At 47.0% G+C, this 26538-nt stretch carries 25 protein-coding genes and 1 tRNA gene; 22 read left to right on the top strand and 4 right to left on the bottom strand.

The genetic code is table 11. The features are described from left to right. Positions 1 to 163: 163 nt before the first annotated feature. The 4 genes from G636_RS0100980 to thiI are packed head-to-tail and all read left to right on the top strand — an operon-like array spanning position 164 to position 4458. Complete coding sequence (locus G636_RS0100980; RefSeq protein ID WP_026506491.1) at positions 164 to 1237, top strand: 50S ribosomal protein L11 methyltransferase; 1074 nt, start codon at positions 164 to 166, stop codon at positions 1235 to 1237. Positions 1238 to 1239: 2 nt separating this feature from the next. Beyond that, positions 1240 to 2055, top strand: a complete 816-nt coding sequence (locus G636_RS0100975; RefSeq protein WP_330363871.1) for a 16S rRNA (uracil(1498)-N(3))-methyltransferase — start codon at positions 1240 to 1242, stop codon at positions 2053 to 2055. 27 nt (positions 2056 to 2082) lie between these two features. After that, a complete protein-coding gene (locus tag G636_RS0100970; protein WP_026506489.1) occupies positions 2083 to 3243 on the top strand; it encodes a cysteine desulfurase family protein in 1161 nt (386 codons plus the stop codon). Between the two features lie 12 nt (positions 3244 to 3255). Next, positions 3256 to 4458: a tRNA uracil 4-sulfurtransferase ThiI gene (gene thiI / locus G636_RS0100965; protein WP_026506488.1), complete on the top strand. Its 1203-nt coding sequence runs from the start codon at positions 3256 to 3258 to the stop codon at positions 4456 to 4458. Between the two features lie 42 nt (positions 4459 to 4500). Here the strand turns inward: thiI and G636_RS0100960 are convergent, their stop codons facing one another. Beyond that, the gene (locus G636_RS0100960; RefSeq protein ID WP_026506487.1) at positions 4501 to 4731 is read right to left on the bottom strand and encodes an HPr family phosphocarrier protein; all 231 of its coding nucleotides are present in this window, start codon (positions 4729 to 4731) and stop codon (positions 4501 to 4503) included. 112 nt (positions 4732 to 4843) lie between these two features. Between G636_RS0100960 and mtaB the strand changes: the two genes are divergently transcribed. Then, positions 4844 to 6190, top strand: a complete 1347-nt coding sequence (gene mtaB / locus G636_RS0100955; protein WP_026506486.1) for a tRNA (N(6)-L-threonylcarbamoyladenosine(37)-C(2))-methylthiotransferase MtaB — start codon at positions 4844 to 4846, stop codon at positions 6188 to 6190. A gap of 163 nt (positions 6191 to 6353) precedes the next feature. Here mtaB and G636_RS0100950 read toward each other — a convergent pair whose 3' ends face one another. Next, the gene (locus G636_RS0100950) at positions 6354 to 7037 is read right to left on the bottom strand and encodes a zinc ribbon domain-containing protein (protein ID WP_026506485.1); all 684 of its coding nucleotides are present in this window, start codon (positions 7035 to 7037) and stop codon (positions 6354 to 6356) included. A 351-nt stretch (positions 7038 to 7388) separates the two neighbouring features. Here G636_RS0100950 and G636_RS0100945 point away from each other — a divergent pair, with 351 nt between their 5' ends. Genes G636_RS0100945 through G636_RS0100915 form a run of 7 tightly spaced genes read left to right on the top strand, consistent with a single transcriptional unit; the run spans position 7389 to position 12416 of the window. Continuing rightward, positions 7389 to 7667, top strand: coding sequence for an IreB family regulatory phosphoprotein (locus tag G636_RS0100945; protein ID WP_026506484.1), 279 nt, complete (start codon positions 7389 to 7391; stop codon positions 7665 to 7667). A 10-nt stretch (positions 7668 to 7677) separates the two neighbouring features. After that, positions 7678 to 8118 carry a Holliday junction resolvase RuvX gene (ruvX, locus tag G636_RS0100940; protein ID WP_026506483.1) on the top strand — a complete coding sequence of 147 codons (441 nt, stop codon included), beginning with the start codon at positions 7678 to 7680 and terminating at the stop codon, positions 8116 to 8118. 3 nt (positions 8119 to 8121) lie between these two features. After that, positions 8122 to 8391, top strand: a complete 270-nt coding sequence (locus G636_RS0100935; RefSeq protein WP_026506482.1) for a DUF1292 domain-containing protein — start codon at positions 8122 to 8124, stop codon at positions 8389 to 8391. Then, positions 8392 to 10074 carry a ribonuclease J gene (locus tag G636_RS0100930; protein ID WP_026506481.1) on the top strand — a complete coding sequence of 561 codons (1683 nt, stop codon included), beginning with the start codon at positions 8392 to 8394 and terminating at the stop codon, positions 10072 to 10074. It abuts the gene before it with no gap. 13 nt (positions 10075 to 10087) lie between these two features. Further along, positions 10088 to 10471 carry an endolytic transglycosylase MltG gene (locus G636_RS19170; protein WP_051226367.1) on the top strand — a complete coding sequence of 128 codons (384 nt, stop codon included), beginning with the start codon at positions 10088 to 10090 and terminating at the stop codon, positions 10469 to 10471. A 10-nt stretch (positions 10472 to 10481) separates the two neighbouring features. Continuing rightward, on the top strand, positions 10482 to 11153 hold the full coding sequence (locus G636_RS0100920; protein ID WP_051226366.1) for an O-methyltransferase: 672 nt from the start codon (positions 10482 to 10484) through the stop codon (positions 11151 to 11153). Positions 11154 to 11171: 18 nt separating this feature from the next. Next, positions 11172 to 12416, top strand: coding sequence for a peptidase U32 family protein (locus tag G636_RS0100915; RefSeq protein WP_026506480.1), 1245 nt, complete (start codon positions 11172 to 11174; stop codon positions 12414 to 12416). Positions 12417 to 13086: 670 nt separating this feature from the next. Here the strand turns inward: G636_RS0100915 and G636_RS0100910 are convergent. Continuing rightward, a complete protein-coding gene (locus G636_RS0100910) occupies positions 13087 to 14811 on the bottom strand; it encodes a methyl-accepting chemotaxis protein (RefSeq protein ID WP_026506479.1) in 1725 nt (574 codons plus the stop codon). Positions 14812 to 14909: 98 nt separating this feature from the next. Between G636_RS0100910 and G636_RS0100905 the strand changes: the two genes are divergently transcribed. From G636_RS0100905 to G636_RS0100890, 4 genes are all read left to right on the top strand, one after another. Continuing rightward, a tRNA-Gln gene (locus G636_RS0100905) sits at positions 14910 to 14982 on the top strand. A gap of 64 nt (positions 14983 to 15046) precedes the next feature. After that, a complete protein-coding gene (locus G636_RS0100900) occupies positions 15047 to 16705 on the top strand; it encodes a DUF5722 domain-containing protein (RefSeq protein ID WP_026506478.1) in 1659 nt (552 codons plus the stop codon). 27 nt (positions 16706 to 16732) lie between these two features. Next, positions 16733 to 17461, top strand: a complete 729-nt coding sequence (locus tag G636_RS0100895; protein ID WP_026506477.1) for an acyl-[acyl-carrier-protein] thioesterase — start codon at positions 16733 to 16735, stop codon at positions 17459 to 17461. Positions 17462 to 17486: 25 nt separating this feature from the next. Next, positions 17487 to 18326, top strand: coding sequence for a CvfB family protein (locus G636_RS0100890; RefSeq protein ID WP_026506476.1), 840 nt, complete (start codon positions 17487 to 17489; stop codon positions 18324 to 18326). 122 nt (positions 18327 to 18448) lie between these two features. On the opposite strand, the gene G636_RS0100885 is transcribed toward G636_RS0100890, so the two are convergent. After that, a complete protein-coding gene (locus tag G636_RS0100885) occupies positions 18449 to 18646 on the bottom strand; it encodes a YjfB family protein (RefSeq protein WP_026506475.1) in 198 nt (65 codons plus the stop codon). A 246-nt stretch (positions 18647 to 18892) separates the two neighbouring features. Here G636_RS0100885 and G636_RS0100880 point away from each other — a divergent pair, with 246 nt between their 5' ends. From G636_RS0100880 to uvrB, 6 genes are all read left to right on the top strand, one after another. After that, entirely contained in the window at positions 18893 to 19981 is a 1089-nt protein-coding gene (locus tag G636_RS0100880) for a PucR family transcriptional regulator (protein WP_026506474.1), read from the top strand. 66 nt (positions 19982 to 20047) lie between these two features. After that, positions 20048 to 20746 carry a cell division ATP-binding protein FtsE gene (gene ftsE, locus G636_RS0100875; protein ID WP_026506473.1) on the top strand — a complete coding sequence of 233 codons (699 nt, stop codon included), beginning with the start codon at positions 20048 to 20050 and terminating at the stop codon, positions 20744 to 20746. Further along, the gene (gene ftsX / locus G636_RS0100870; protein ID WP_035778367.1) at positions 20733 to 21632 is read left to right on the top strand and encodes a permease-like cell division protein FtsX; all 900 of its coding nucleotides are present in this window, start codon (positions 20733 to 20735) and stop codon (positions 21630 to 21632) included. Before ftsE ends, ftsX begins: the two co-directional genes overlap by 14 nt. Positions 21633 to 21646: 14 nt before the next feature. Next, positions 21647 to 22867, top strand: coding sequence for a murein hydrolase activator EnvC family protein (locus G636_RS0100865; protein WP_026506471.1), 1221 nt, complete (start codon positions 21647 to 21649; stop codon positions 22865 to 22867). Positions 22868 to 22888: 21 nt separating this feature from the next. Next, positions 22889 to 24271, top strand: a complete 1383-nt coding sequence (locus G636_RS16725) for a S41 family peptidase (RefSeq protein ID WP_051226365.1) — start codon at positions 22889 to 22891, stop codon at positions 24269 to 24271. 266 nt (positions 24272 to 24537) lie between these two features. Beyond that, positions 24538 to 26526 carry an excinuclease ABC subunit UvrB gene (gene uvrB / locus G636_RS0100855; RefSeq protein ID WP_026506470.1) on the top strand — a complete coding sequence of 663 codons (1989 nt, stop codon included), beginning with the start codon at positions 24538 to 24540 and terminating at the stop codon, positions 26524 to 26526. The last annotated feature ends 12 nt before the right edge of the window (positions 26527 to 26538 follow it).

The following is a 26538-nucleotide window of genomic DNA, read 5'->3' as shown; positions in this document are numbered from 1 at the left end:
CATGATATCATAATAAGCCGAAAGGCCTGGGTACATGGGGAGTATAAGTCCTTAGTATTCAGGCTTTTTTGATAGAAGGTTTTATTTCTATGGCTGCGGGATAAGGCGGCCGCTTTGCCTATGAAGGCTTATGACAGCTTATATCGAAAGGAGAATCAGGCGTATGCGCTGGATGAGATTCAGGATCAGGACCAATGAAGAAGCTGAGGATGTGATCATCAGCTCTATGATGGATATAGGACTTGCAGGAGCACAGATCGAAGACAAGGTGCCCCTTACTGCAGCTGAGAAAGAGCAGATGTTTGTGGATGTAGTGCCTCAGGAAGAGGATGATGGTATTGCTTATCTTAACTTCTTTGCTCAGCTATCTGATGACGGTACCCTTAAGGTGAGCCTTCCTTTGGATGATGAAGAGTACAGCGCGGATGGCAGAGGAGATGTGTCCTACCAGCTGGAAAACGAGGGCGGAAGAGAAGTGGTCAAGACTCCTGAAGAGCTTAAAGAAGACATATTCCGTGTCCTGTCTGAGATCAGGAATTACTGTGATATAGGAGATGGCACTCTCTCTGTAGATATAACTGAGGACATTGACTGGATGAACAATTGGAAGCAGTATTTCCATAAGTTCATCGTAGATGACGTTCTGATCATACCCTCATGGGAGGAGCCTTCTGCTGAAGATCTGGAGAAGGCAGACAAGATATTCCACATAGATCCGGGTACTGCCTTTGGTACAGGCCTTCATGAGAGCACCCAGCTCTGCATCCACCAGCTGTCCAAATATGTGACACCCGGATGCGAGGTGCTGGATGTAGGTACAGGCTCAGGAGTGCTGTCCATACTGGCTCTGATGTATGGAGCAGGTCACTGCGTAGGTACAGACCTTGATAAGGGTGCTATCCCTGCTATAGCAGAGAATCTCAAGAATAACGGCTTTAGCGAGGATGATCTGAAGCTAATCATCGGCAATATCATAGATGACAAGGCAGTTCAGGATGAAGTGGGCTATGAGAAATATGACCTGGTACTGGCTAATATCCTTCCTGTAGTACTGGTGCCCCTGGCTCCTGTTATAGGACAGTTTATGAAGCCCGGAGCTGTATTTGTAACATCAGGCATCATGAATGAAAAGGGTGAAGAAGTAGCTGCGGCTCATAGGGCAGCTGGATTTACTGATATCCATATGGATCATCAGGGAGATTGGGTGAGTGTCATTTCCAGAAAGCCTGAGGATTGATCATGTATCATTTTTTTGTAGAAGAAGACCAGCTCTTGTATGACGATAACAGTGATCAGGAAAACTGCAAAGCGCCAGCTTCCCGTGATCTGTCATCACCCGGCATGCCCTCTTTGCTGTACATAGAAGGCGCAGACCACAATCACATCGCCAATGTCCTGAGATTAAAGGCAGGAGATGAGATCCTGGTCAGCATCAGGGGACAGGAAAATGATGGCAGGACCTTCCTGTGCTCTATAGACAGCATAGAGAGGGATATAGTCCGCTGCAATGTGATCACTGATCAGGGCACGGCTACAGAGCTTCCCTCCAAGATATACCTCTTCCAGGGCCTTCCCAAGGCCGATAAGATGGAGCTGATCATACAAAAGGCGGTGGAGCTGGGGGTATTTGCCATCGTGCCTGTAGCCATGAAGCGCAGCATTGTCAAGCTGGATGAAAAGAAGGCCGCATCCAAGACTGCCAGATGGCAGGCCATATCCGAGGCAGCTGCCAAGCAGAGTAAGAGAAATATCATACCTGAAGTATATAAGCCCATAAGCTATAAAGAAGCGCTGCAGATGGCGAAAGATCTGGATGTGAGACTACTTCCCTATGAGAACGCAAAGGGCATGGAGGGCAGCAGAGAGATCGTATCAGCCATAAAGCCCGGACAGTCCATAGCCATACTGATAGGTCCTGAGGGCGGCTTTGATGACAAAGAAGTGGAAATGGCTGTGGAAGATGGCTTTAAGTGTCTTACTCTGGGAAAGAGGATACTCAGGACAGAAACGGCAGGCTTTACAATGCTGGCCTGGCTGGGGTATACTCTCGAATGACATGAGCTTACAAAGGAGAATACAGTAGTGGAATGCTATTTGGATAACAGCGCAACTACCAGAGTATCTGAGGATGTGGCAGAGCTTGCGCTTAAGATAATGACAGAGGAATACGGCAACCCCTCCAGCATGCACCATATGGGCAAGCTGTCGGAGGACCTGGTGAAGAAGGCGGCAGGGCAGATCGCAAAGACCCTGCACTGCAGCGATAAGGAGATCGTCTTTACATCAGGTGGAACAGAATCCGATAATATGGCTATCCTGGGCACGGCAGCGGCTCTTGGTAAAGAAGTGGGCAGACATATGATCTGCAGCAGGGTGGAGCATCCTGCTGTATCTGAGACCATGAGATATCTGGAGAAGCAGGGCTGGGAGATCAGCTATCTGTCTGTGGACAGGGACGGAAGGATAGATCCCGAGGAGCTAAGGAGCATGATCAGACCTGATACCTGCCTGGTGTCCATCATGTATGTAAATAATGAGATCGGTTCTCTGATGCCTATAGAAGAAGCCGGCCGCGTTATAAGGCAGGCCGGGGGCAAGATCTACTTCCATGTAGATGCTATTCAGGCCTATGGCAAGTTTGATATTAATCCAAAGGCTCTGGGCATAGACCTATTGTCAGTCAGTGGTCACAAGATCCACGCACCCAAGGGAACAGGCTTTCTCTATGTGAGAAACGGAGTCAGGATAGTACCTGTAAGCTATGGCGGAGGCCAGCAAAAGGGCATGAGGAGCGGCACTCTCAATGTGCCCGGGATCGCAGCACTGGGCCTTGCTGCAGAAAATGCATACAAGGGACTTGATGAAAAGGTGGAGAGACTTCGTGAGCTTAAGGCTCTCTTTATAAATGAGATCACGGATACGCTTGAGGATGTATATATAAACGGAAGGACAGATGTTATATCTGCCCCACATATCATATCTCTCTCGGTGCGGGGAGTAAGAGCTGAAGTGCTCCTACATGCGCTGGAGGACAGACATGTGTATGTATCCGCAGGCTCTGCCTGCTCTTCCAACAGGCCTCATGTGAGCAACACTCTGGAGGCTATAGGACTTGATAAAGAGCTTTTGGATTCTACCATACGTATCAGCTTGTCCGTCTATACTACAGAGGAAGAGATCAGAGAAGCTGTCGCAGCTCTTACAGATATAGTACCGATGCTTAGAAAATATTCCAGAAGATAAAAGGGGAAAGAAATGCAGTATCATGCTTTTATAATCAAATATGCAGAGATTGGCGTAAAGGGCAAGAACAGATATGTTTTTGAAGATGCCCTTATGAAGAGAATAAAGTTCGCTCTGGCTAGGATAGAGGGCGAATTTGAAGTGACAAGGACAGCCGGACGTATCTATGTTGAAGCGCGTAAATACGACTTTGACGAGACTATCGCTGCTCTTCAGAAGGTATTTGGCATAATAGGCATCTGTCCTGCGGTTTCCATAGAGAGAGACGGAGATGGCAAGCTCCCTGATTTTGATAAGCTCTCTCAGAAGGTATGCGAGTTTATGGGCGCTGAATATCCGGATGGCAAGCAGTCCTTCAAGGTGCAGGTCAGACGAGTGGACAAGTCCTATCCCCTGGATTCTATGGAGCTGGGAGCTATGCTTGGCGCAGATATACTTGCGGCACATCCTGATATGACTGTTGACGTACATGACCCGGATGTTCTCTTGCATGTAGAGCTTAGAGAGAAAATCAATCTTTATTCCAGAGTGATCCCCGGTCCCGGAGGAATGCCTCTTGGCACTGCAGGTAAGGCTATGCTCCTGCTCTCAGGTGGTATTGACAGTCCTGTTGCCGGATACATGATCGCCAAGAGAGGCGTTAATCTGGAAGCAGTATATTTTAATGCCCCTCCGTATACATCAGAGAGGGCAAAGCAGAAGGTAATAGACCTTGCAAAGACTGTGTCTGTATATGCCGGTAAGATAAAGCTCCATATCATTAACTTCACCGATATTCAGATGTACATATATGAGAAATGCCCTCACGATGAGCTGACTATCATCATGAGACGTTATATGATGCGTATTGCTGAAGAGCTGGCAACACGCGCTGATTGCATGGGCCTGGTCACAGGCGAGTCCATAGGACAGGTTGCCAGTCAGACTATGCAGAGCCTTGCCTGCACTGATGCAGCAGTGAAGACTATGCCTGTCTACAGACCACTTATCGCCTTTGATAAGCAGGATATAGTGGATATCTCTATAAAGATCGATGCCTATGAGACTTCTATCCTTCCTTATGAGGATTGCTGTACCATATTTGTGGCAAAGCATCCGGTTACCAAACCCAAGGTACACATTATGGAAGATCATGAGAAATATCTGGCAGAGAAGATAGATGAGCTGGTACAGACAGCGCTGGATACTGATGAAATATTAGAAATTGAAGCATAAAAAATAGCCGCCGCATATCAAATGCGGCGGCTAATCACAATCTTAAACAAGATAAGGCTTTAAGATGTTAAGGATTTCGTCTACTCCATCCTCAGCGTGGATATTGAGGTCGATGGGCTTGCTCAGGTCGAGAGAGAAGATTCCCATGATAGACTTAGCGTCGATAACGTATCTTCCGGAAACCAGATCAAAGTCATAATCGAACTTTGTGATCTCATTTACGAATGATTTTACTTTATCGATAGAGTTAAGAGAAATTTTTACAGTCTTCATAACGCAACTACCTCCTTCTTTTTTCTTTATGATAATAGGCGGCATCTTTAAAGTCAACGTCAAAACGCCGAAAATATGCCTGTTTTAAGGGCTTTTTAACAGGAGAGATATGATGAAAACAGTGGCAGTCCACAATCTGGGATGTAAGGTCAACAGCTATGAGCTGGATGTAATAGAGCAGGAATTGACAGCATCAGGGTATACTCTGGTGCCTTTTGATACCGTGGCGGATGTATACGTTATCAATACTTGTACTGTTACTAATATAGCTGACAGGAAGAGTCGTCAGATGATCCACAGGGCCAGAAAGCTCAATCCTTCTGCAGTTGTTGTGGCTCTTGGCTGCTATGTGGAAACCTCTGCGGATAAGGTGAGCACAGATGCGTCTATAGATATTGCCATAGGCAATAATAGAAAAAAAGAACTGGTAGCTATTCTTGATAACTATTTTCGTGACCACTCATCCCACCCCCTTACTTTCTATGATGACAGCATTAAGGTGGACAGCAGGGAAAAAACAAGCTATGAAGAGATGAAGCTAAAGGCTGCACCTGAGCATACCAGGGCTTTTATCAAGATACAGGATGGCTGCAATCAGTTCTGCTCCTATTGCCTCATACCCTATGCAAGGGGCAGGATCAGATCCAGGCAGCAGGCTGATATCATGGAAGAGATAATAGGGCTTGCTGCAAATGGAGTAAAGGAAGTAGTGCTCACAGGTATCCACATATCCTCCTATGGCCTGGACAGAGGGGGATCCGAACTGATATCCCTCTTAAAGAAGGTCCATGCTGTGAAGGGGATAGAGAGGATAAGACTGGGATCCCTTGAGCCCAGGATAGTGACAAGGGAGAATGCAGCTGCTTTTGCATCCATGCCTAAGCTCTGCCCTCATTTTCATCTGAGTCTGCAGTCAGGCTGTGCAGAGACCTTAAAGAGGATGAACCGGCATTACAGTCCTGAGGAATACATGGAGGGAGTAAATGCGCTGCGAGAGGTTTATGAAGCTCCTGCTATCACTACTGATGTGATCGTGGGCTTTCCCGGAGAGAGTGAAGAGGAATTTCAGGAGAGCATGGATTTTTGCAGGAACGTGGACTTCTACGAGATGCATGTCTTTAAGTATTCTGTGAGAAAGGGTACTGCTGCGGAAAAGCTGGGTGATAAGCTGACAGATGCCAAAAAGTCTGCAAGAAGTGACCTGCTCATAGATATGACTTGTAAGCAGTCAAAGGCCTATAGGGAATACTTTATAGGCAGGGAGATAGATGTACTCTTTGAGGAATGTGAAGAGTATGACGGTCAGCTCTATATCTGCGGTTATACTGACCGCTATGTGAAGTGTGCATTAAAGGTAGATAGTAAGGCTGAGGGAGAGAGTCTGTCAGGAGAGATCCTAAGATGCAAGGGCAGTGCTTTCTTAAATGATGAACTTATGATGGTTGAAGCAGTGAAATGACAGTAAGATGTGATGGTTAAAAGAAATATCATTTAGACGTATTTTGAAAGTGATAATGATGATAGAACGGAAAAATCCCGGGTGAACTGACTTCACTCGGGATTTTTCTTTTAGGCGCTTTTAATATGTACATCATATCAGCGTCTTAATTATGTGATTGATATCAGTCGATCTTTGTTCCGCAGTTTACGCAGAAGAGAGAGCCTTCAACTACATTTGCACCGCACTTGGGGCAGATCTTAACATTTTCCTGTGCTGCGTTACCGGCAGGAGCTGCGGGAGCAGGGCTTGTCATGTTGTTAACGGGAGCAACAGGTGCGCTGTTTGCAGCGTTGTTAACAGGAGTTTCCTGAGCAGCCTTTGCAGTAGCCTGCTGTGCTGCATTTGCAATGGATGATACGATCTTGCCGGTATCAGGAGCCTTGAATGCATTGAAGGTATTGCTGTCTACTTCGCCTTTCATCTTGGCATTGATCTCCATTGTGTTCTTCAGCAGCATGATGGTGATCATCATAAACTCATAGCTGATCCTTGTGATGATGGGACCCAATACCATGACGAGCAGACCTGCACCTGCTGTTGATGATCCGCCGTATCCGTAGAATGAAGGTGTCTTACCGAATAAGAGGAAGAAACCACAGAAGATGCATGCACAAGTTGATAAAATGAAGATGAATCTCAGGATGGATTCAATAACAAGATATTTCATAAGGAAATAATCCCTTAAAAACTTGGCAAAACCGTGTAACTGTCCTTCCTTGGAATTGGGTGTTATCAGCACCATGACAACGATTGCTGCAATCAGCGCAAGAACTGCACCGATTCCGATAGATGTTCCTATATTCATTTTTTTATCCTCCTTTTGCCCATTTGGCTAACGAATATTTTAACAAACTTTTAACTATCTGTCACTATGATACTTGCTATTGTTTCTTTTGCGTTGTATGCGAATAAACGGCGCCCCGTGCGCATTCTGATTGCTATATGCGACTTTTGCAGCTGCAGAGGCTTCTTTATCATGGTGAGCTTCTGCGGCTTTTTGTTTGAATAATAACTTTTGGGGCTGTATTATTTTTTCTTCTTGTGAGAAACTGATGTATTTGACACTGGCAGGGATTTGCTATTGAAGCTGCAGTATTGTACAATGTAATGAGGTATCGGTATTTTTTGGCGGCATCAGCCTGCAGAAAGGACATTTATGGCACAGGATTTGGGAAATACACAATACTTTAGAGTTGAAGCTCCCCAGGATACAGCTGTCAGGAAAATTCTGGAGGTTGTATATGAGGCTATGGTGGAGAAGGGCTACAATCCCGTTAATCAGATCGTGGGATATATCATGTCCGGTGATCCTACATATATCACCAGTCATAACGGTGCCAGAAGCCTGATCATGAAGGTTGAGAGAGATGAGCTTGTAGAGGAGATGCTCACCGAGTATATCCGCAGCAGGCATTGGAACGAAAAGAAGAACTGAGGCTGCAAAGATGAGATATATGGGCCTTGACTATGGTTCGCGCACAGTAGGGGTTGCTATCAGCGACCCTATCAACCTGACTGCGCAGCCCAAGGAGATAATCAGAAGAAAAGACGAGAATAAACTCAGAAGGACACTTGCCAGAATAGAGGAACTTATAGTAGAGTATGAAATTACGGAAATCGTTCTGGGATTACCCGTCAATATGGACAGCAGTGTAGGAGTCAGGGCAGAGATCGCACTGGACTTTAAGGACAAGCTGGAGAGACGTACCGGTCTTCCTGTTCATATGCTGGATGAGAGACTTACCACTGTAGAAGCCGATGAGTTAATGGATGAGATGGGCATCAGGGGTAAGGAGAGAAAAGAACATGTTGATATGATCGCCGCTGAGCTTATACTTCAGGACTGGATGGATAACGTACGCGGCGGATCCGCGAAAGGTAACTGATAAATGGAGAAGATCACATTAAGTCCCGACGGCGGTAAGGCCGTGGACTTTTATGCACTTGAGCAGACTGTAATCGGAGGCAAGACCTATCTGCTTGTATCGGAGAGCATGGACGGAGACGCTGATGCACTGATACTTAGAGATGATTCTTCCGCCGAGGATACGGATGCTCTATATACTATAGTCGATGATGACAGGGAACTGGGCGCTGTTGGACAGATTTTTGCCAAGCTTTTGTCTGAAGAAGGCATCGACATTGAGATGGAGGAATAATTGAAGAGACAACAAAAGAATACAGACAATACCGGTAAGCTGCAGATCATCCCCCTGGGCGGTCTGGAGCAGATTGGAATGAACATTACTGCCTTCCGTTACGAAGACAGTATTATTGTGGTGGACTGCGGTCTGTCATTCCCTGATGATGATATGCTGGGAATAGACCTGGTCATACCTGACGTAACATATCTGCAGGACAATATTGATAAGGTCAAGGGCTTCGTGATCACTCACGGCCATGAGGACCATATCGGATCACTTCCTTACGTTCTAAAGGAAGTTAATGTGCCTGTTTATGCCACTCGTCTGACCATGGGCCTTATTGAGCACAAGCTTGAAGAACACGGTCTGATGAATCATACCCGCCGCAAGGTTGTAAAGTTTGGCCAGTCCATCAATCTGGGTGATTTCAGAGTAGAATTTATCAAGACCAACCATTCCATAGTGGATGCTGCTGCGCTGGCTATCTATTCACCTGCGGGAACCGTGGTGCATACAGGAGACTTTAAGGTTGATTACACTCCTGTCTATGGAGATCCCATCGATTTGCAGAGATTTGGCGAGATAGGCAAAAAGGGCGTACTGGCCCTTTTGTGCGACTCTACCAATGCGGAACGTCCCGGATTTACAGCATCCGAGAAGACTGTAGGTGCAGCTCTTGATACTATTTTCAGAGAGCACAAGAAGTCCCGTATCATAGTGGCCACCTTTGCCAGCAATGTAGACCGTGTGCAGCAGATCATCAATGCTGCGTATCAATACGGCAGAAAAGTGGTAGTAGAAGGCCGCAGTATGGTCAATGTCATAGAGATAGCCCAGAAGCTGGAGTGCATCCAGGTTCCGGATAATACTCTCATTGATATTGATGAATTAAAGAATTATCCCGATAACAAGCAGGTCATCATCACAACAGGCTCCCAGGGTGAATCCATGGCAGCGCTGTCACGTATGGCCAGCGGTCAGCACAAGAAGATATCTATTAAGCCCGGAGATACTGTTATATTCTCATCCAATCCTATCCCCGGCAATGAGAAGCCTGTTACCAATGTCATCAATGAACTGATGATGCAGGGAGCAGAGGTTATATTCCAGGATGTGCATGTATCAGGCCATGCCTGCCAGGAAGATATCAAGTTGATCTATAACCTTGTTAAGCCCAAATATTCAGTACCTGTACATGGTGAGATCCGTCATCTCTATGCTCAGAGGGATATCGCCAGGAGCCTTGGTATTCCCAAGGAAAATATCTTTGTACTTAAGAGCGGTGAGATCTTAGAGCTCAATGATAACGGAGCCAGAAAGGCCGGAAGAGTGCCTGTTGGCGCTGTTCTGGTAGATGGTATAGGAGTCGGCGATGTGGGCAATGTAGTCCTTAGGGACAGGCAACGCCTGGCTGCAGACGGTATAGTGATCTGCGTAATGGGTATCAGCAGAGCCACAGGTGAGCTGGTATCAGGTCCTACCATAGTGTCCAGAGGATTTGTATATGTCAAGGAATCTGATGAGCTTATAGAAGATGCCACAGATCTGGTCCTGGATGAAGTGACTAAAGCTCTTGCCGGCGGCAGATGTGACTGGCCTCGTATCAAGAATCTGGTCAAGGATACACTGGGAGATTTTATCTGGAAGAAGACCAAGAGAAGGCCTATGATCCTGCCCATCATTATGGACGAGAATTAGGGAGGTTTCTTAAGTGAACGTAAAAGAGGTGGGGATATCTACTATCTCAGCGATCGTAAGGATGGTATGCCTTGTGATCGCTGCCCTCTTCATATTGCAGGGGGCCAGGATGGCTTACAGCTACGGAAGAGGTATTTTTAACCAGACGGCTATGGCTCCGGAAGGAGCAGGGGTTGATGTAACAGTGACTGTCAGCCTGGGAGAGTCTGTTTCACAGATCGCTGATGATCTCTATGCCAAGCGTCTGATTGGCGACAAGACTCTGTTTCGCCTTCAGGAGCTCCTCAGCGAGTATCATGGCAAGGAGCAGGCGGGTGTGTATGTACTCAATACATCCATGACTCCTGATGAGATACTGGCTGCGATGGCAGCAACCTCCGCCGCCAAAGAGCAGTAAAGGAATTGAAATGACTGATTTTGATGAGAAGAACCTCACAGGTCTTGACCAGGAGAGGCTTCGCACATTTATATGTGCCATGGATAGCGGCGGCCCGGACTGGCTGGACAAGCTGGAAGAGGAAGCCATAAGGGAAGACGTACCCATTATCAGAAGGGATACGCAGAGCTTGTTAAAGACTCTGCTGCAGCTGAGTCGCCCCGCAAGGATCCTGGAGGTGGGGACCGCTACAGGCTTTTCAGCCCTTCTCATGGCACATTATACCGGCAAGGATACCACTATTACTACGATTGAGAAGTATGAGGTAAGGATACCCATTGCCAAAGAGCATTTTGCTGCATATGACACTGATAATAAGATCACACTTCTTGAGGGGGACGCTCTGGAGATACTTGGGAGTCTTGAAGGGGAGTATGATTTTATTTTTATGGATGCAGCCAAGGGTCAATACCCTGCATTTTTTGAAGATGCAGTAAGACTACTTGCTCCGGGGGGACTATTGGTCTCAGATAATGTCCTCCAGGACGGAGATGTAGTGGAGTCGCGCTTTGCTGTGACCAGGCGAAATCGTACCATCCATGCAAGGATGAGAGAATATCTCCATACCCTGACTCATGATGAGAGACTGGTCAGCAGTATCCTCACTGTAGGAGACGGTGTGGCGCTGTCTGTAAAAAAGTAAAAGTAAGAAAGGAAGCTTATGAGAAAACCTGAACTCCTCATACCTGCAGGAAGTCTTGAAGTATTTAAGACTGCTGTTGATTACGGCGCAGATGCCGTGTATATAGGCGGAGAAGCCTTTGGCCTCAGGGCCGGTGCCAAAAACTTTGGCAAAGAGGATATGGCCAAAGCCATAGAATATGCCCATGCTCACTCTGTCAAAGTCCATGTGACAGCCAATATCCTGGCTCACAATTATGACCTGGACGGAGCAAGAGAGTATTTTCACGAATTAAAGGAACTGGGCCCTGATGCTCTGATCATAGCAGATCCCGGCATGTTCATGATGGCCAGGGAGATCTGTCCTGAGATAGATATCCATGTATCTACCCAGGCCAATAATACCAATTACGAGACTTATAAATTCTGGTACAAGCTGGGTGCCAAGAGGGTAGTGGCAGCCAGAGAACTCTCTCTTAATGAGATCAGGACCATCAGGGAAAATATCCCTGAGGACCTTGAGATAGAAGCTTTTATACACGGCGCTATGTGTATCTCATATTCGGGAAGATGCCTCTTGTCCAACTACTTTACAGGCAGAGATGCCAATAAGGGTGCCTGCACCCATCCCTGCAGATGGAAATATGCTGTCATGGAGGAATCAAGGCCCGGAGAATACCTGCCTGTATACGAGAATGAAAGAGGCACCTTTATCTTTAATTCCAAGGATCTGTGCATGATAGACCACATCCCGGATCTGGTAAATGCAGGCGTGGACTCCTGCAAGATCGAAGGCAGGATGAAGACAGCTCTCTACGTAGCTACCGTGGCCAGGACCTATAGAAAGGCCCTGGATGACTATTTTGAATCAGCTGAGAAGTACGAGGCCAATATGGACTGGTACAGGAGGGAAATCCGCTCCTGCACTTATCGTCAGTTTACGACAGGCTTTTACTATGGCAAGCCCGCAGAGGATGCCCAGATCTACGACAGCAACACCTATGTCAATGAGTACACCTACCTGGGCACAGTAGGCGCTGTCCACGCTGATTCCGGCTTTGAGCTGGAGCAACGCAACAAGTTCTCGGTAGGTGAAGAGATTGAGATCATGAAGCGTGACGGCAGGGATATTCTGGCCAGCGTCCTCTCTATTACTGACGCTGACGGCACCCCCATGGACTCCGCTCCCCATCCAAAGCAGCAGCTTAGGGTCACCCTCAGCTGCCTCCCCGAGGAAGGCGACGTCCTGCGCATCAACGCTCCCCAAAACGGCAAGCTCCGCTAAGGATCCCCCCGGGCTGCCCTTCCGCCGCCCCCCGGCCACTACCTGGCAGGAGCCGCTCCCCTGCATAAGTGCCTTTTGGCGATTGGCGAAGAGAAGGATACGTTCATGAGCCCTCCGCAAAGAACTCTTTTTGATTGCTATGGCTCGTTGTTTGAGCGCCCCGGCCGATTCCTTGGTTTGTATCCTCGTTCACAACATTTCAAATGCTGCTTTTTCTAAGGCTCGCGCAGCCTTTTTAGAATGCGCCACGTTCGAAATAAACTCGCAGGGCGAGTGATGGAATTAACTAAACAATGGTCATTAGCTCGCTTTGCGAGCGTAATAAAAGAACCCGAAAGTCCAATCGCTAAACAAGTTTAGTATGATGGACTTTCGGGTTCTTTATGGGTGCAGAGCACCCAATGACCATTGTTGAAATGGCTTCAAATCGCCCTGCTCAAACAAATTTCTCACGGGCGCGTTAAAGGCTGCGTATCGAGCCTAAGTAAAAGCAAGCATTTTCATGAACGTTCACTGCGGATACAAACCAAGGAATCGGCCAAAAGGGGCGTGAGTTCAGAGCCATATCAAAAAGAGTGATGAGCGGAGGGCCATGAACGCCCGAGCTTCGCGTGAGCAGAAAAAGGCACTTATGCAGGGGAGCGGCTGTGTTGGTTGAGTATGGGGCGGCTTAGGTGCCTACCTTGAAGAAGCTGACCTCGGTGTGGAGGTCGTCGGCGTATTTCTTGAGGTCGCCTGCTGTGCCGTTTATGTATTCGAAGGCGGAGTTGAGGTTCTCCATGGAGCTGTTGGTCTCGCTGGTGAGGGAGACGTTGTCCTTGGAGATGGCAGAGAGGGAGGAAATGATCTCGTTGAGGCGGTCCTTGGAGGAGCTTAGGAGCTTTACCTTGCTAGCGATCTCTTTTGCCTCGCTGTCTACGTTGTCTACGTTTTCCATTACTACGTCCATATCATTTTTGGTCTCGCCCAGCTGCTCATTCTGACTGGAGAAGCCTTCTTTGAGACCTTCAATGGTATCTACGGATTTCTGGGATTCGGCTACCAGGTTTTCTACGATCTGCCTGATGGATACGGCAGCTTCGCCGGACTGGTCAGCCAGGGATCCGATCTCATTTGCTACTACTGCAAAGCCTTTACCCGCATCTCCTGCTCTGGCAGCTTCAATAGAAGCATTCAGGGCAAGTAGGTTAGTCTGGCCGGATATGGAATTGATGATCACTGAAGCGTTGGCGATCTCCTGGACGGCATCGTTGGTGGCTCTGATCTGGGCATCGATCTCTTCCATTGACTGCATGACTTCCTTGTTGCGCTGAAGGAGTCTGTCCAGAGTGCTGACTGTACGGTTGGAAGCGGTCATCATTTCGCTGGCTGCATTGTTGAGAGTATCTATACTGCTGGAGATGGCCTCTACGTTGTTGCCGATCTCCTCTGTGTTGCTGGCGCTGTTTGTGACTGAATCTGCCTGTGACTGGGCGCTTCTGGAGATATCGCTGATAGCAGAGGTGACCTGATCTGAAGCTTCATTGGCTCCTCTTGCAGAATCTGACAGGGAATTGCCGGAGTCTTCGACCTTGCCTGACAGCTCCAGAGTAGTTGATATTACAGATGAGAGCTTATCTCTGAGATTGGTCAGCTCTTCTGCTATAATGCCCAGCTCGTCCTTCCTGGCATTTGTAGCATCTGTAAATTTAAATGTAAGGTCACCTTCTCTTATCATGGCCAGGCTCCCTGTGATATCCTTGATGGCTGCGGAGGATGTCTTTAACTGGAAGAGGCCTATACCCATTACTATGATTATTATGATCACTGCTATTATGATCATCATGATACGTGCATCGGTGAGGCTTTTATTAACTGAAGTTGCATTTTCTCCGGAATAGAGCATGCCTACGATCTTGCCATCAGAGTTCTTGATAGGAATGTAATAGGCATAATATCTGGTGTCGCCTATGAGGATGTTCTTGGCCAGATAGCGATTGCCGCCTTTTAGTACATGTGAGATGACAGTATCAGATGCCTTGGTACCTTCTACACCTGCCATGGTGGATATGATCCTGGTGTCGCCGTAGAAAATGGTATATTCAATGCCTGTATTATTACGAAGGTTCGTCAGACTTTCCTTATATGCATCATATACAGGCTCTCCATCTCTTGTAAGGGTGCTTCCGTCATAAGCCCAGTCGCCGCTCTGGATGTTACCAAGCATTTCGTCCAATTGAACACAGCTTGCACTGAGCTCCTTGTCAAAGGCTGTAACGTAAGCTTTTTTGATATTCGTAGCAGCTACTATCAGCAGGACTACTGCCTCGATAATAACTGCCAGGAATGCCACCTTGATAATACTAAGGACAAGCTTGCGATTTTTCTTTGTGGATGCTGAGGAAGATTGGGCCATTTTTGACCTCCTTATTCTGATATGATAAAAAAACACAAAAAATTATTGGATACCTGTTGACAATCATCCCTATATCATGTATAGTACATTCTTGTCGGTGGGCTATCGCCAAGCGGTAAGGCAACGGACTCTGACTCCGTCACTTCGCAGGTTCGAATCCTGCTAGCCCAGTTATCGTCTCCCGTATGGTAATTGCCATACGGGATTTTTTTTTGTCGCAGGGAGGACTTTATCTGTGAATAATAAAGCCGCTACAAATGACATCGGACAAATGAGATATTTTATAAAGTTCCTTTCCATATTTTTAACAGCAATTCTTTTGATAGTTTCCTGGCCTGGTGATATAGCATTTCCAGCTATAGGAGACGGATTTGCTGCTACAAGGGCCCATGCAGCCTCGGGCAGGCATTACAGTTTGTCAGCAAGGATAGTTTCCGGTGCGGTGACCGTGACAGCTACATCTCCTTCTGAGTTTAGAACTGATGATGGCATGCTCCACCTCTATGCTGCAGATGTATATGAGAGCTCTGATTCCCTTCATGGCCGTTCTATTGCCTTTGCTTCGGCAGGCAGGACAGCGGTATTTCATCTGTCCCTCAAGGCGGATACAGCTGATTCCAGGCTCTACAAGAAGTTTATGGTAGGAGCAGTCATTGACGGTGTCATGACTATGGTGAGCAATGCGGCTTACATAGTCAATCCTGAGGCAATAGCTGATCATACGGTGGCCAGAGTACCTGCCGGTAAGAAAGGAATACTTCCTGCAGCGCCCATATCAGCTGCTGCTCTTACATCGGTTGGGGCGGATCAGGCGACCTACAATATTTTGCTCTCCCAGCTCCTTAGCTCTTCGGGTGGTACTATTCCCTACGAGTATAACGGCAGGACCTACAACTTTAGCGCGGGGCTGATCACGGCTTACGATTCCATGATGCAGGTTTTTGCCCAGTGCGGTGTCAGGGTGAGCCTTATCATATTAAATGACTGGCAGGCAGATCAGACCACTATCCATCCTTCATCAAGGGTGCCGGGAGCTGGACATTATTATGCATTTAATGCTTCTGATGCGGAGGGCGCTCAGAGACTGGCAGCTGTGGGATCCTTTCTGGCCAGTCACTACAGCGGCGCTCATGGCCAGGTGGATAATTTTATAATAGGCAATGAGGTCAATGCCAGGCAGGACTGGAATTATATGTCAGCTGTTGATGTAGATACATATGCCAGGGCTATAGCAGATTCCTTCAGGATATTCTATACAGCCATCAAGTCTGAGAATGCCAATGCGGGGGTATATCTGCCTATAGACCAGCAGTGGAGTAAAACCTCTGAGCCCGGTAAGTATTATGGCGGAAGGGCTTTTCTGGACTCCTTTAACAGTTATATAGCCAGAGAAGGAAATATAGGCTGGGATCTGGCTCATCATCCCTACAACGTATTCCTCTATAATCCCACCAGCTGGAGTAACCCATCCAAATATGTGAGTCATTCCGGGGATACCTGGTTTATCACAATGCAGAATATTGAAGTGCTGACAGATTACATGTGTAGTGCATCTTACCTGAAGAGAGACGGCTCAGTACGCAGCATCCTCTGCTCGGAGGTGGGCTATACCTCCAGCCAGGGAGAGGGCCTTCAGGCGGCGTCCGTGACCTTTGGCTATGAACAGGCTATGGCTAACAGCCACATAGACGGCTTTATCCTCAGCAGAGAAAAGGACGATCCCGGAGAGATAGCACAGGGCCTGGCCAATGGTCTAAGGAGGCAGGACGGCTCAGAGAAACCGGCCTTTGCCTATTATGCCAATCTTGATACTGACAATGCCCAGGCATATAAGGATGCAGCAGCGGCAGTGATCGGCTGCGGAGATATATCTTCTATACTTGTTTATAGATGAGATTCCCGTCGTTAAGGAGTACAATATATGTATAAGTTTGATTCGCGTATCCGTTATAGTGAAGTGGGACCTTCAGGTGAGCTCACAGCCGAGGCCCTTATGAATTATTTTCAGGACTGCTCCACATTTCAGTCCGAGGACTCAGGAGTTGGTATCAGCTTTTTGGCTGACAGGAAGCTTGTATGGGTTGTTAATTCCTGGCAGGTAGACATATTCAGAAGGCCAAAGCTTGGGGAAAATGTAGTTACAGGCACTGTGCCCTATGAGCTTAAGGGCTTTGTGGGCTACAGAAATTTCTTTATGGATGACATGGGAGGCAGGCGCCTTGCGGTAGCCAACTCGGTATGGGCTCTTGTGAATACAGACAGGGGGACTCCTGAGAGGATAACAGAAGATATCATAAAGGGCTATCCTCTTGAAGATAAATTGCCGATGGAATATATGGGAAGGAAGATAATTTTTCCCGAAAACGCAGATGTGAGCTCCTGTGACCCTGTCACAGTAGCACCCTTCCATCTGGATACCAACATGCATGTGAACAATGGCAAATATATCAAAATGGCTATGGACTGCCTAGGTGTAGATGAGAGTGCCATAGGCAGGATCAGGGCCGAGTACAGAAAGCAGGCAAGGCTGGGAGATGTTATATATCCCAGGATCTGTGCTACGTGTAATTCAGAGGGCAGGACCCTTTATTGTTCACTGGATGATGATGCGCAGCGCGCATATTCTGTCATAGAATTGACACTAATATAGGACGAATATACAAGGAGGCCTAACAATGTTGAATTTAGGTCAGGAACAGACACTTAAAGTTATCAAGAAAGTAGAGTTTGGTATTTATCTTGCAGAGCCCGGAACAGATGGCTCGGAGAGAGTACTGCTCCCCGGCAAACAGGTGCCGGAAGGTACCAAGATCGGTGATGAGCTCACGGTATTTTTATATAAGGATTCCAAGGACAGACTCATATCAACTATGGCAAAGCCACTTATCATGCTGGGAGGTGTGACAAGGCTACATGTCAAGGATGTGGGCAAGATTGGAGCCTTCTGCGATTGGGGACTGGAAAAGGATGTGCTCCTTCCCTACCATGAGCAGACCAGGCGTGTAAAAAAGGACGAAGATGTCCTCTGCGCCATGTACATAGACAAATCCAGCCGCCTGTGCGTAACCATGAATGTCTACGAGTATCTTAGGACAGACAGCCCCTATAAGGAAGGGGATAAGGTCAGGGGCGTTGTATACGAGATGAGTGATAATTTCGGAGCATTTGTAGCTGTGGATGATATCTTCTCAGCTCTGATCCCCAAAAAAGAGCTCTACAAGGATATCCGCATAAGCGATGAGATAGAGGCCAGAGTCATCAAGGTAAGAGAGGATGGCAAGCTTACTCTGAGCATCAGGGAAAAGACCTCTGAGCAGATGGATATAGACGGAGTCAGGATACTGGAAGAGATAGATGCTTATAATGGACTACTTCCCTTTACAGACAAGGCCAGCCCCGACATCATCAAAGAGAAGATCTCCATGAGCAAAAATGAATTCAAACGTGCCGTGGGCCGCCTTCTCAAAGAGGGAAAGATAGAGATCACTGAAAGAGGTATCAGGAGAAAGTCCTAAGGCTGTAAGGTAAATAATTGGGCCATGTTTTTGACAGAGCATTTCTTAAAATTCCATATATGATCAGAAGCTGCCGCAGCTGCGGCAGCTTCTTTGATGTGTAGGCAATAAGCATCTTTCGGTCATACCGAAATGTCAATGTGGCTTCCCACTGATGGGTTTACAGAGCTTTCTGAAGGCCCCGGCATGGCATTCATGCTGGCGATCATAGCCTGTCCCGCATCCTTGTTGGCATCCAGCTGCTTGGAAAGAACTGCGATACCCACATCGTTCATTGTCCTGTTCATTGACAGAGCGGTTGATAATCCTGCAATATCCATTGGAACCACCTCCTTGTGCTTTTTGCTTAAATATATATCGGCTATTCGCAGATCAAAAATTACTAGCTGCTTTTGTGCAAGATTTAGTTAATATGCAGACGAAAAAAGGATAATATTATGCAAAAAAATAGTCGTCTGTAAATATTTCACAAAAAACAAGGCGATTATTGTAGATTTTTGCAGTAAACTGCTTTACAATACAGTAGGGGTAACTCTTATATTGAATGTTCGAAGGGGGCATACATTATGATCTCGAATCAGATCCTGCAAAGTACAATTGACGGACTTAGGAACATAGCTCATGTGGAGCTGTGTGTGCTTGATGTGGACGGCAAGGAGGTAGCATCTACTATGTCTGAAGCTGCCGATGTTTCCGTGGCCGCAAGAGACTTTGTATCATCACCTGCCCAGTCCCAGGAGATTCAGGGCCAGCAGTTTTTTAAGATTTTTGACGAGCAGCAGCTTGAGTATATACTGATCGCCAGTGGCAGCGGTGAGAATACATACATGCTGGGCAAGATGATCGCATTCCAGCTTCAGGGGCTGCTTGTTGCCTATAAAGAGCGTTTTGATAAGGACAACTTTATCAAGAATCTCCTTCTGGATAATCTGCTCCTTGTGGATATCTATTCCAGGGCAAAGAAGCTTCACATTCAGTCAGAAACTCCCCGTATCACCATGATCATGGAGTCTTCCAACGGAAGAGAGGCAGGAGCTCTTGAGATCACCAAGACTGCCATTGGCAGTGGTGATGACTTTGTGACCGAGGTTGATGAGGACAACGTTATCATAGTCAAGGATGCGACTAACTATGACAGCGTCAGTGATCTGAGTCTCTATGCCAGAGAACTGTCCAAGGAACTGGAGAAGGCAGGACTCAAGAAGGTCAAGATATCCCTTGGTACCATTGTGGGCGAGCTTAAGGAAGTCAGCCGTTCATACAAGGAGGCCAAGATGGCTCTTGATGTAGGCAAAATCTTCTTTGATGGCAGAAAGGTCATCAGCTATGCTGAGCTGGGCATTGGAAGGCTGATCTATCAGCTGCCCATCCCTCTTTGCAGGATGTTCATCAATGAGATATTCGGCGGCAGGAATCCTGATGATTTTGATGAAGAGACACTTGTGACCATCGACAAGTTCTTTGAAAATAATCTCAACGTATCAGAGACATCCCGTCAGCTGTTCATACATCGTAACACTCTTGTATACAGGCTGGACAAGCTTCAGAAGAGTACCGGTCTGGACCTTAGGGTGTTTGAAGATGCCATTACCTTCAAGATCGCTCTTATGGTTGTCAAGTATATGAAATATATGGAGAAATTCGAGTACAGGTAAAATATTGGGGAGGAGTTAATGGATAAGGGGACTAAGAGAAAAAAGAAGAGGATTCCCGGTGACGAGATCATTACTCTTGAAAACGTCACAAAAATATATCCCGACAGCACTAATAACGTAAACGCACTTAACGGAGTAAATCTCCATATCAAAAAGGGTGAGTTTGTATTTATAGTGGGCGATAGCGGAAGCGGCAAGTCCACTCTGATTAAGCTACTTATGAGAGAGCTTAAGCCCACAAGCGGTGATATCACAGTAATGGGATATAATCTTGGGAAGATCACTCACGGTAAGATACCCAAATTCCGCCGTAATATCGGCATTGTTTTCCAGGATTTCAGATTGCTGCCCGATCGCAACGTATATGACAACGTTGCCTTTGCACAGCACATAATACAGGTACCCGGCAGGATCATCAGACGTAACGTCCAGAGGATCCTTGCAACTGTTGGCCTGGCAGGTAAGTACAGGAGTAAGGTGACACAGCTCTCCGGCGGTGAGCAGCAGAGGGTGGCACTTGCAAGAGCTCTTGTTAATAAGCCTGCTATTTTGCTGGCAGATGAGCCTACAGGTAACCTGGATCCCAATACTTCCTGGGAGATCATGAAGCTGCTTGATAAGATCAATGCAGCAGGTACCACTGTGGTCATGGTCACTCATAACAGAGAGATCGTCAATGAAATGCAGAAGCGTGTTATTACCATGAAGAAAGGCGTCATCATAGATGATGCAGAGAAGGGTGTATACATAGATGAAGAGTATTAGTACTTTCTTTTATACTATTGGCCAGGGCTTCAGGAATCTGACCCGAAACAGGTGGTATACACTGGCCTCCATCGCTACTATGACGGCCTGTCTCTTCCTGCTTGGAATGTTCTATTCCATAGTTGCCAATTTCCAGAATATTGTAAAGACGGCGGAAGAAGGCGTGTCCATAACAGTATTTTTTAACGAGGGCACTTCAGAGGATGAGATGACGGCTCTTGCAAGTCAGCTGGAGAAGAGGACTGAAGTATCCAAGGTTGATTATGTATCCGCAGAGGATGCCTGGAACAGCTTTAAAGATGAGTATCTGGGAGAATATGCAGACGGCTTTACAGAGAACCCTCTGGAAGATTCCTCCAACCTTCAGATTTACATGAAGGATGTGTCCATGCAGCCACAGCTGGTAACCTATATTGAGAGCATCAATATAGTCAGGGAAGTGAGAAGGTCTGAAGTGACAGCATCTACCCTTAGCGGTATGAACAGGTTTATTGCCCTGGTGTCCGTATGTATCATTGCAGTCCTTTTGGCAGTATCTATATTCCTGATCAGCAATACTGTCACTATCGGTATAGCTGTTCGTAAGGATGAGATTGAGATAGCCAAGTACATCGGAGCTACAGACTATTTTGTCAGAGCTCCCTTCGTGATAGAAGGTGTCATCATAGGACTTGTAGGCTCCATGATACCTCTTGCCCTTGTATTCTACCTCTATACCAAGGTGGTGGCATATGTGGGAGTACATTATTCTCTTCTGGAGAATATTCTGGTGTTCCTTCCTGTCCAGAATGTCTTTGACAATCTGGTACCTTTGTCTGTAGGTATAGGCGTGGGCATCGGCTTCATCGGAAGCTTTGTAACCGTACATCATCATCTTAAAGTATAATCGGGAGACTTTGTTTGAAGAGCTTACAGCTGCGGGGGAGACTGATCAGGGTAGGCATTGTACTGGCGCTATGCGCCGGAGTTGTTAGAGAGGCACCGGTCACTCCAATATATGCTGCCACCACTGACAGTATCAGGGAAAAAGAGAATAAGATCAGCCAGGAAAAGAAGGAAAGAGATAATCTCAAGAACTCTTTGAAAGGACTTAAAGACCTCAAGCAGAAACTGGAATCAAGTAAAGCGGATATAAACTCAAAGATTAAGGATATCGACGCGGAACTGACCAAAATGCAGGAGACCCTGGACGAGCTGGAGAAGAAGATCAGCGAAAAAGAAGAAGAGATAGCAAAGACAAAGAAAGAGCTGGAAGAATCCCAGGCCAGGCAGGAAGCGCAGTATGAGTCCATGAAAAAGAGGATCCGCTTTATGTATGAGCGGGGAGATGTATATATGCTGGAGATGGTCCTGGAAGCAGATAATTACTCGGATATGCTCAATAAAGCCGAGTATATCAAGGAACTCTCCGAATATGACCAGAATAAACTGGCTGAGTATATAGAGACCACAGAGCTGGTCAAGGCCACCAAGGAGACTCTGGAAGAAGAGCAGGCTACTCTGGAAGAGGCCAAAGCCGTGGCTGAGCAGGACAGAAAGGATATGGAAGCTGCCCTGGAGATCAAAAGAGGCGAGCTGGCTGCGGTCAATGGAGATATCAAGGACAAGGATTCTGCTATTGCTGCCTATGAGGCTCAGATAGCAGAAGAAAATGCCACCATCGCCGCTCTGGAAAAGGCAGTTGCCCAGGAAAAGGCAGCACTTAATACTCCCAAGAGGAGTTATGACGGAGGCATGTTCACCTGGCCATGTCCAGGCTATACCAGGATATCTGATGACTATGGTATGAGAATGCATCCTACTCTGGGCATACAGAAGATGCACAATGGAGTGGACCTGGCAGCGCCCACAGGCTCGTCCATACTGGCGGCCTATAATGGCACCGTGATTGCGGCAGCATACTCTTCATCCATGGGCAATTATGTGATGATCGATCATGGCGATGGCCTGTATACAGTGTACATGCACGCATCTGCCCTCTATGTATCTGCAGGTCAGAACGTCACAGCCGGGCAGAATATTGCAGCAGTAGGTTCCACTGGACGATCCACAGGTCCTCACCTTCACTTTGGTGTGCGATTAAACGGAGGCTATGTAAGCCCCTGGAATTATCTTAAGTAACAGATATTAGGAAGTATAGAAATGGACAACTATTATTACAACAACAATTATCCACCTGTTCAGAAGAAGAAAGGCAAGGGCCTGGCTGTATTTCTGGGGATCCTCATAGGCGTGATCCTGGGGATGGCTATGTCTGCAGCTTTTGTAATACTTGTGGTGATGAGGCGTGGGCCTGAAGTCCACAGAGTGGATTACAATGAAGCCAAAGAGTCACTTCTCTCTCATGGTGGGGAAGCGTCGGCGTCATCTGCGGCTGATAAGGACGAAGCGAAGGCTTCTGATGATGAGAACAAGGCTTATGAAGACGACGAAGAAGAGTATATCTCCATTGTCAATGATGAAGTAAATGCCAAATTGCAGCTTCTTGAGGATACCATTGAAGATAATTATCTGGATGCTTCGGAGATATCTGCCTCTGAACTGGAAAACGGCATCTACACAGGCATGCTGGACAGCCTGGGAGATCCCTATTCGGTATATTACACCGAAGAACAGTTGACCGAGCTCATGAGTGATACAGAAGGTATCTATTATGGCATTGGTGCTTATATATCTCTTGATCAGGATACAGGGCTTCCTGTGATCTCCGGTATCATGGAGGGTACACCTGCTCAGGAGGCAGGACTGATGGCAGGTGATATCTGCTACAAGGTAGATGGTATAGAGACAGATGGCATGACTCTTGAAGAGTTCGTCAGCAAGGTCAAGGGCGAGGAGCATACTATAGTGACCCTGACTCTCTACAGACAGGGAGAGAGTGACTTTATTGAACAGGAAGTAGAGCGCCGCAAGGTAGAGACTCCTACAGTATCCCATGAGATGAAAGAAGGGGATATAGGCTATATCAAGATCTCAGAGTTTGATACTGTGACTACCCAGCAGTTTGCAGATGCGCTGGAAGATCTGCAGGATCAGGGCATGAGAGGGCTGGTACTGGATCTGAGGAGTAATCCCGGCGGAAGCCTTGCTGCAGTATGTGACATAGCCAAGATGATACTGCCCAAGGGCGTCATAGTATATACCGTCGATAAGGATGGCAAGAGGATAGACTATGAGTGCAATGGCAAGAATGAACTTGATGTGCCCATGACAGTACTGGTAAACGGCTATTCAGCCAGTGCCTCCGAGATCCTGGCAGGAGCTATCAAGGATTACAATAAGGGAACTTTGATCGGCACCACCACCTACGGTAAGGGTATCGTGCAAAAGGTCATTCCCTTTAGTGACGGCACGGCAGTGAAGCTCACAGTGAGTAAGTATTACACTCCCTCGGGCGTAAATATCCATGGTACAGGTATCGAGCCTGATATTGAGCTGGACTATGATATAGATGCCTACAAAGAAAACGGCAGTGATAATCAGCTCAACAGAGCCCTTCAGGAAGTGGCAGCCATGCTTAATTGATGTGCTGGTAGCTGTTCAAACACTGTAGGTGATCATATGGCGCTGCTGCAGAAAATGTACTTCTGCAGCAGCGCTATTTTTGTCTTTGCATAGGGGTGAACAGTTACTTATAGTATTGAATGTGCTGAAAAAGCATACAAAAGAGAACTTGAAATGCTAATGCGAAATATAGTATAATCCGGCATAGAGACTTATGGTGGATTTTTAGCATATATAGCAACAGGAAATGTACAAGGTTGATATTGAGTGCTGAGGAATAATAGAGAATGAACTTCAAATTACATTCGGATTTCAAACCTACGGGCGACCAGCCGCAGGCTATAAAGGAACTTGTCGAGGGCTTCATACAGGGTAACCAGTTTGAGACCCTGCTTGGCGTTACAGGTTCCGGTAAGACCTTTACCATGGCCAATATCATTGCGGCCCTTAACAAGCCCACACTTATAATATCTCATAATAAGACTTTGGCAGGCCAGCTCTACGGCGAGATGAAGGAGTTCTTCCCTGAAAACGCGGTGGAATACTTTGTATCTTACTATGATTATTACCAGCCTGAAGCCTACGTACCTCAGACTGATACGTATATTGCCAAGGACTCGGCCATCAATGATGAGATAGACAAGCTAAGGCTATCAGCTACAGCTTCCTTGTCAGAGAGAAGAGATGTCATAGTAGTGGCATCTGTATCCTGCATATACGGTCTGGGCAGCCCTGAGGAATTTAAGGGGATGTCCATATCCCTAAGGCCCGGTATGAATAAGGACAGGGACGATGTGATAAGGGACCTGATAGCCATACAGTATCAGCGCAATGACATGGATCTGGCCAGGTGTAATTTCAGAGTCCACGGGGATGTGCTGGAAGTGGCTCCTGCCAATGCCACTGACAGGATACTCAGGATAGAATTCTTTGGTGATGAGATAGACAGGATATGTGAAGCAGATCCCTTAAGCGGCAAGGTCTTAAATGAGCTCTCTCACGTGATGATCTATCCAGCTTCTCACTATGTGGTACCTCAGGAGAAGATCAACAGAGCCTGCGACAATATTGAAAAGGAGCTGGAGGAGCAGATCCGTTTTTTTAAGTCGGAAGACAAGCTTATAGAAGCGCAGCGTATCTCCGAGAGGACCAATTTTGATATAGAGATGATGAGGGAGACAGGCTTTTGCTCAGGCATTGAGAACTATTCCAGGCACCTGAACTTCATGAAGGCAGGAGAGCCGCCTCTTACACTTATGGACTTCTTCCCCAGGGATTACCTGATAATAGTGGATGAGTCTCATATGTCCATTCCTCAGATAGGTGCCATGTATCATGGCGACAGGTCCAGAAAGCAGACACTGGTTGATTACGGCTTCAGGCTTCCTTCGGCATTGGATAACAGACCCCTTAATTTTAATGAGTTTGAGAGTCGTATTGATCAGATGCTCTTTTGCTCAGCTACTCCCGGTCCCTATGAGAGCGAGCATGAGCTCCTTAGAGCTCAGCAGGTCATAAGGCCTACGGGACTATTGGATCCCGAGGTGGATGTGAGACCTACAGAGGGGCAGATAGACGACCTGTTAGGAGAGATCAGGAAGGAGACAGGGGCAGGCCGCAAGGTCCTGGTGACTACCCTGACCAAGCGCATGGCAGAGGATCTCACAGAGTACCTGGCAGAGAACGGCGTCAAAGTCAGGTATCTCCATTCAGACATAGATACGCTTCAGCGAAGCGAGATCATAAGGGATATGCGACTGGACGTATTTGATGTACTGGTAGGTATCAACCTACTAAGGGAAGGTCTGGACATCCCTGAGATCAGTCTGGTAGCAATACTGGATGCTGACAAGGAAGGCTTCCTCAGGTCCGAGACTTCACTGATACAGACCATAGGACGTGCAGCCCGTAATTCTGAAGGACGCGTTATCATGTATGCGGATAATATGACAGACTCCATGCAGAAGGCTATAGATGAGACTAAGAGGCGCCGGCAGATCCAGATGGCCTATAATGAGGAGCACGGCATTACCCCTACTACCATACGCAAGGCTGTCAGGGACCTTATAGCGATCACCAAGGAGGCTGCAAGACAGGAGCAGAGATTCGAGAAGGATCCGGAGTCCATGAGCAGGAGCGAACTGGAAAAGCTTATCGGCAAGATCAGAAAGAAGATGCAAAAAGCTGCAGCAGAGCTGGATTTCGAATCAGCAGCCATGCTGCGTGATCAGATGATAGAGCTTAACAAGAACCTGGAAAGTATAGGCAGGTCGTAAGCCCTACGAGAA

Origin of the sequence: Butyrivibrio sp. MC2013 (assembly GCF_000424585.1) — a bacterium.
GTDB lineage: Bacteria > Bacillota > Clostridia > Lachnospirales > Lachnospiraceae > Butyrivibrio.
The sequence above is the reverse complement of the archived record's forward strand: the minus strand, read 5'-3'. Positions and strand labels throughout refer to the sequence as shown.

Excerpts from the sequence above, each read along its gene's own strand:
- G636_RS0100980 (WP_026506491.1), top strand. The coding sequence starts at position 164 with ATGCGCTGGATGAGATTCAGGATCAGGACCAATGAAGAAGCTGAGGAT.
- G636_RS0100975 (WP_330363871.1), top strand. The coding sequence starts at position 1,240 with ATGTATCATTTTTTTGTAGAAGAAGACCAGCTCTTGTATGACGATAAC.
- thiI (WP_026506488.1), top strand. The coding sequence starts at position 3,256 with ATGCAGTATCATGCTTTTATAATCAAATATGCAGAGATTGGCGTAAAG.
- G636_RS0100960 (WP_026506487.1), bottom strand. The coding sequence starts at position 4,731 with ATGAAGACTGTAAAAATTTCTCTTAACTCTATCGATAAAGTAAAATCA.
- mtaB (WP_026506486.1), top strand. The coding sequence starts at position 4,844 with ATGAAAACAGTGGCAGTCCACAATCTGGGATGTAAGGTCAACAGCTAT.
- G636_RS0100950 (WP_026506485.1), bottom strand. The coding sequence starts at position 7,037 with ATGAATATAGGAACATCTATCGGAATCGGTGCAGTTCTTGCGCTGATT.
- G636_RS0100945 (WP_026506484.1), top strand. The coding sequence starts at position 7,389 with ATGGCACAGGATTTGGGAAATACACAATACTTTAGAGTTGAAGCTCCC.
- ruvX (WP_026506483.1), top strand. The coding sequence starts at position 7,678 with ATGAGATATATGGGCCTTGACTATGGTTCGCGCACAGTAGGGGTTGCT.
- G636_RS0100935 (WP_026506482.1), top strand. The coding sequence starts at position 8,122 with ATGGAGAAGATCACATTAAGTCCCGACGGCGGTAAGGCCGTGGACTTT.
- G636_RS0100920 (WP_051226366.1), top strand. The coding sequence starts at position 10,482 with ATGACTGATTTTGATGAGAAGAACCTCACAGGTCTTGACCAGGAGAGG.
- G636_RS0100915 (WP_026506480.1), top strand. The coding sequence starts at position 11,172 with ATGAGAAAACCTGAACTCCTCATACCTGCAGGAAGTCTTGAAGTATTT.
- G636_RS0100910 (WP_026506479.1), bottom strand. The coding sequence starts at position 14,811 with ATGGCCCAATCTTCCTCAGCATCCACAAAGAAAAATCGCAAGCTTGTC.
- G636_RS0100895 (WP_026506477.1), top strand. The coding sequence starts at position 16,733 with ATGTATAAGTTTGATTCGCGTATCCGTTATAGTGAAGTGGGACCTTCA.
- G636_RS0100890 (WP_026506476.1), top strand. The coding sequence starts at position 17,487 with ATGTTGAATTTAGGTCAGGAACAGACACTTAAAGTTATCAAGAAAGTA.
- G636_RS0100885 (WP_026506475.1), bottom strand. The coding sequence starts at position 18,646 with ATGGATATTGCAGGATTATCAACCGCTCTGTCAATGAACAGGACAATG.
- G636_RS0100880 (WP_026506474.1), top strand. The coding sequence starts at position 18,893 with ATGATCTCGAATCAGATCCTGCAAAGTACAATTGACGGACTTAGGAAC.
- ftsX (WP_035778367.1), top strand. The coding sequence starts at position 20,733 with ATGAAGAGTATTAGTACTTTCTTTTATACTATTGGCCAGGGCTTCAGG.
- G636_RS16725 (WP_051226365.1), top strand. The coding sequence starts at position 22,889 with ATGGACAACTATTATTACAACAACAATTATCCACCTGTTCAGAAGAAG.
- uvrB (WP_026506470.1), top strand. The coding sequence starts at position 24,538 with ATGAACTTCAAATTACATTCGGATTTCAAACCTACGGGCGACCAGCCG.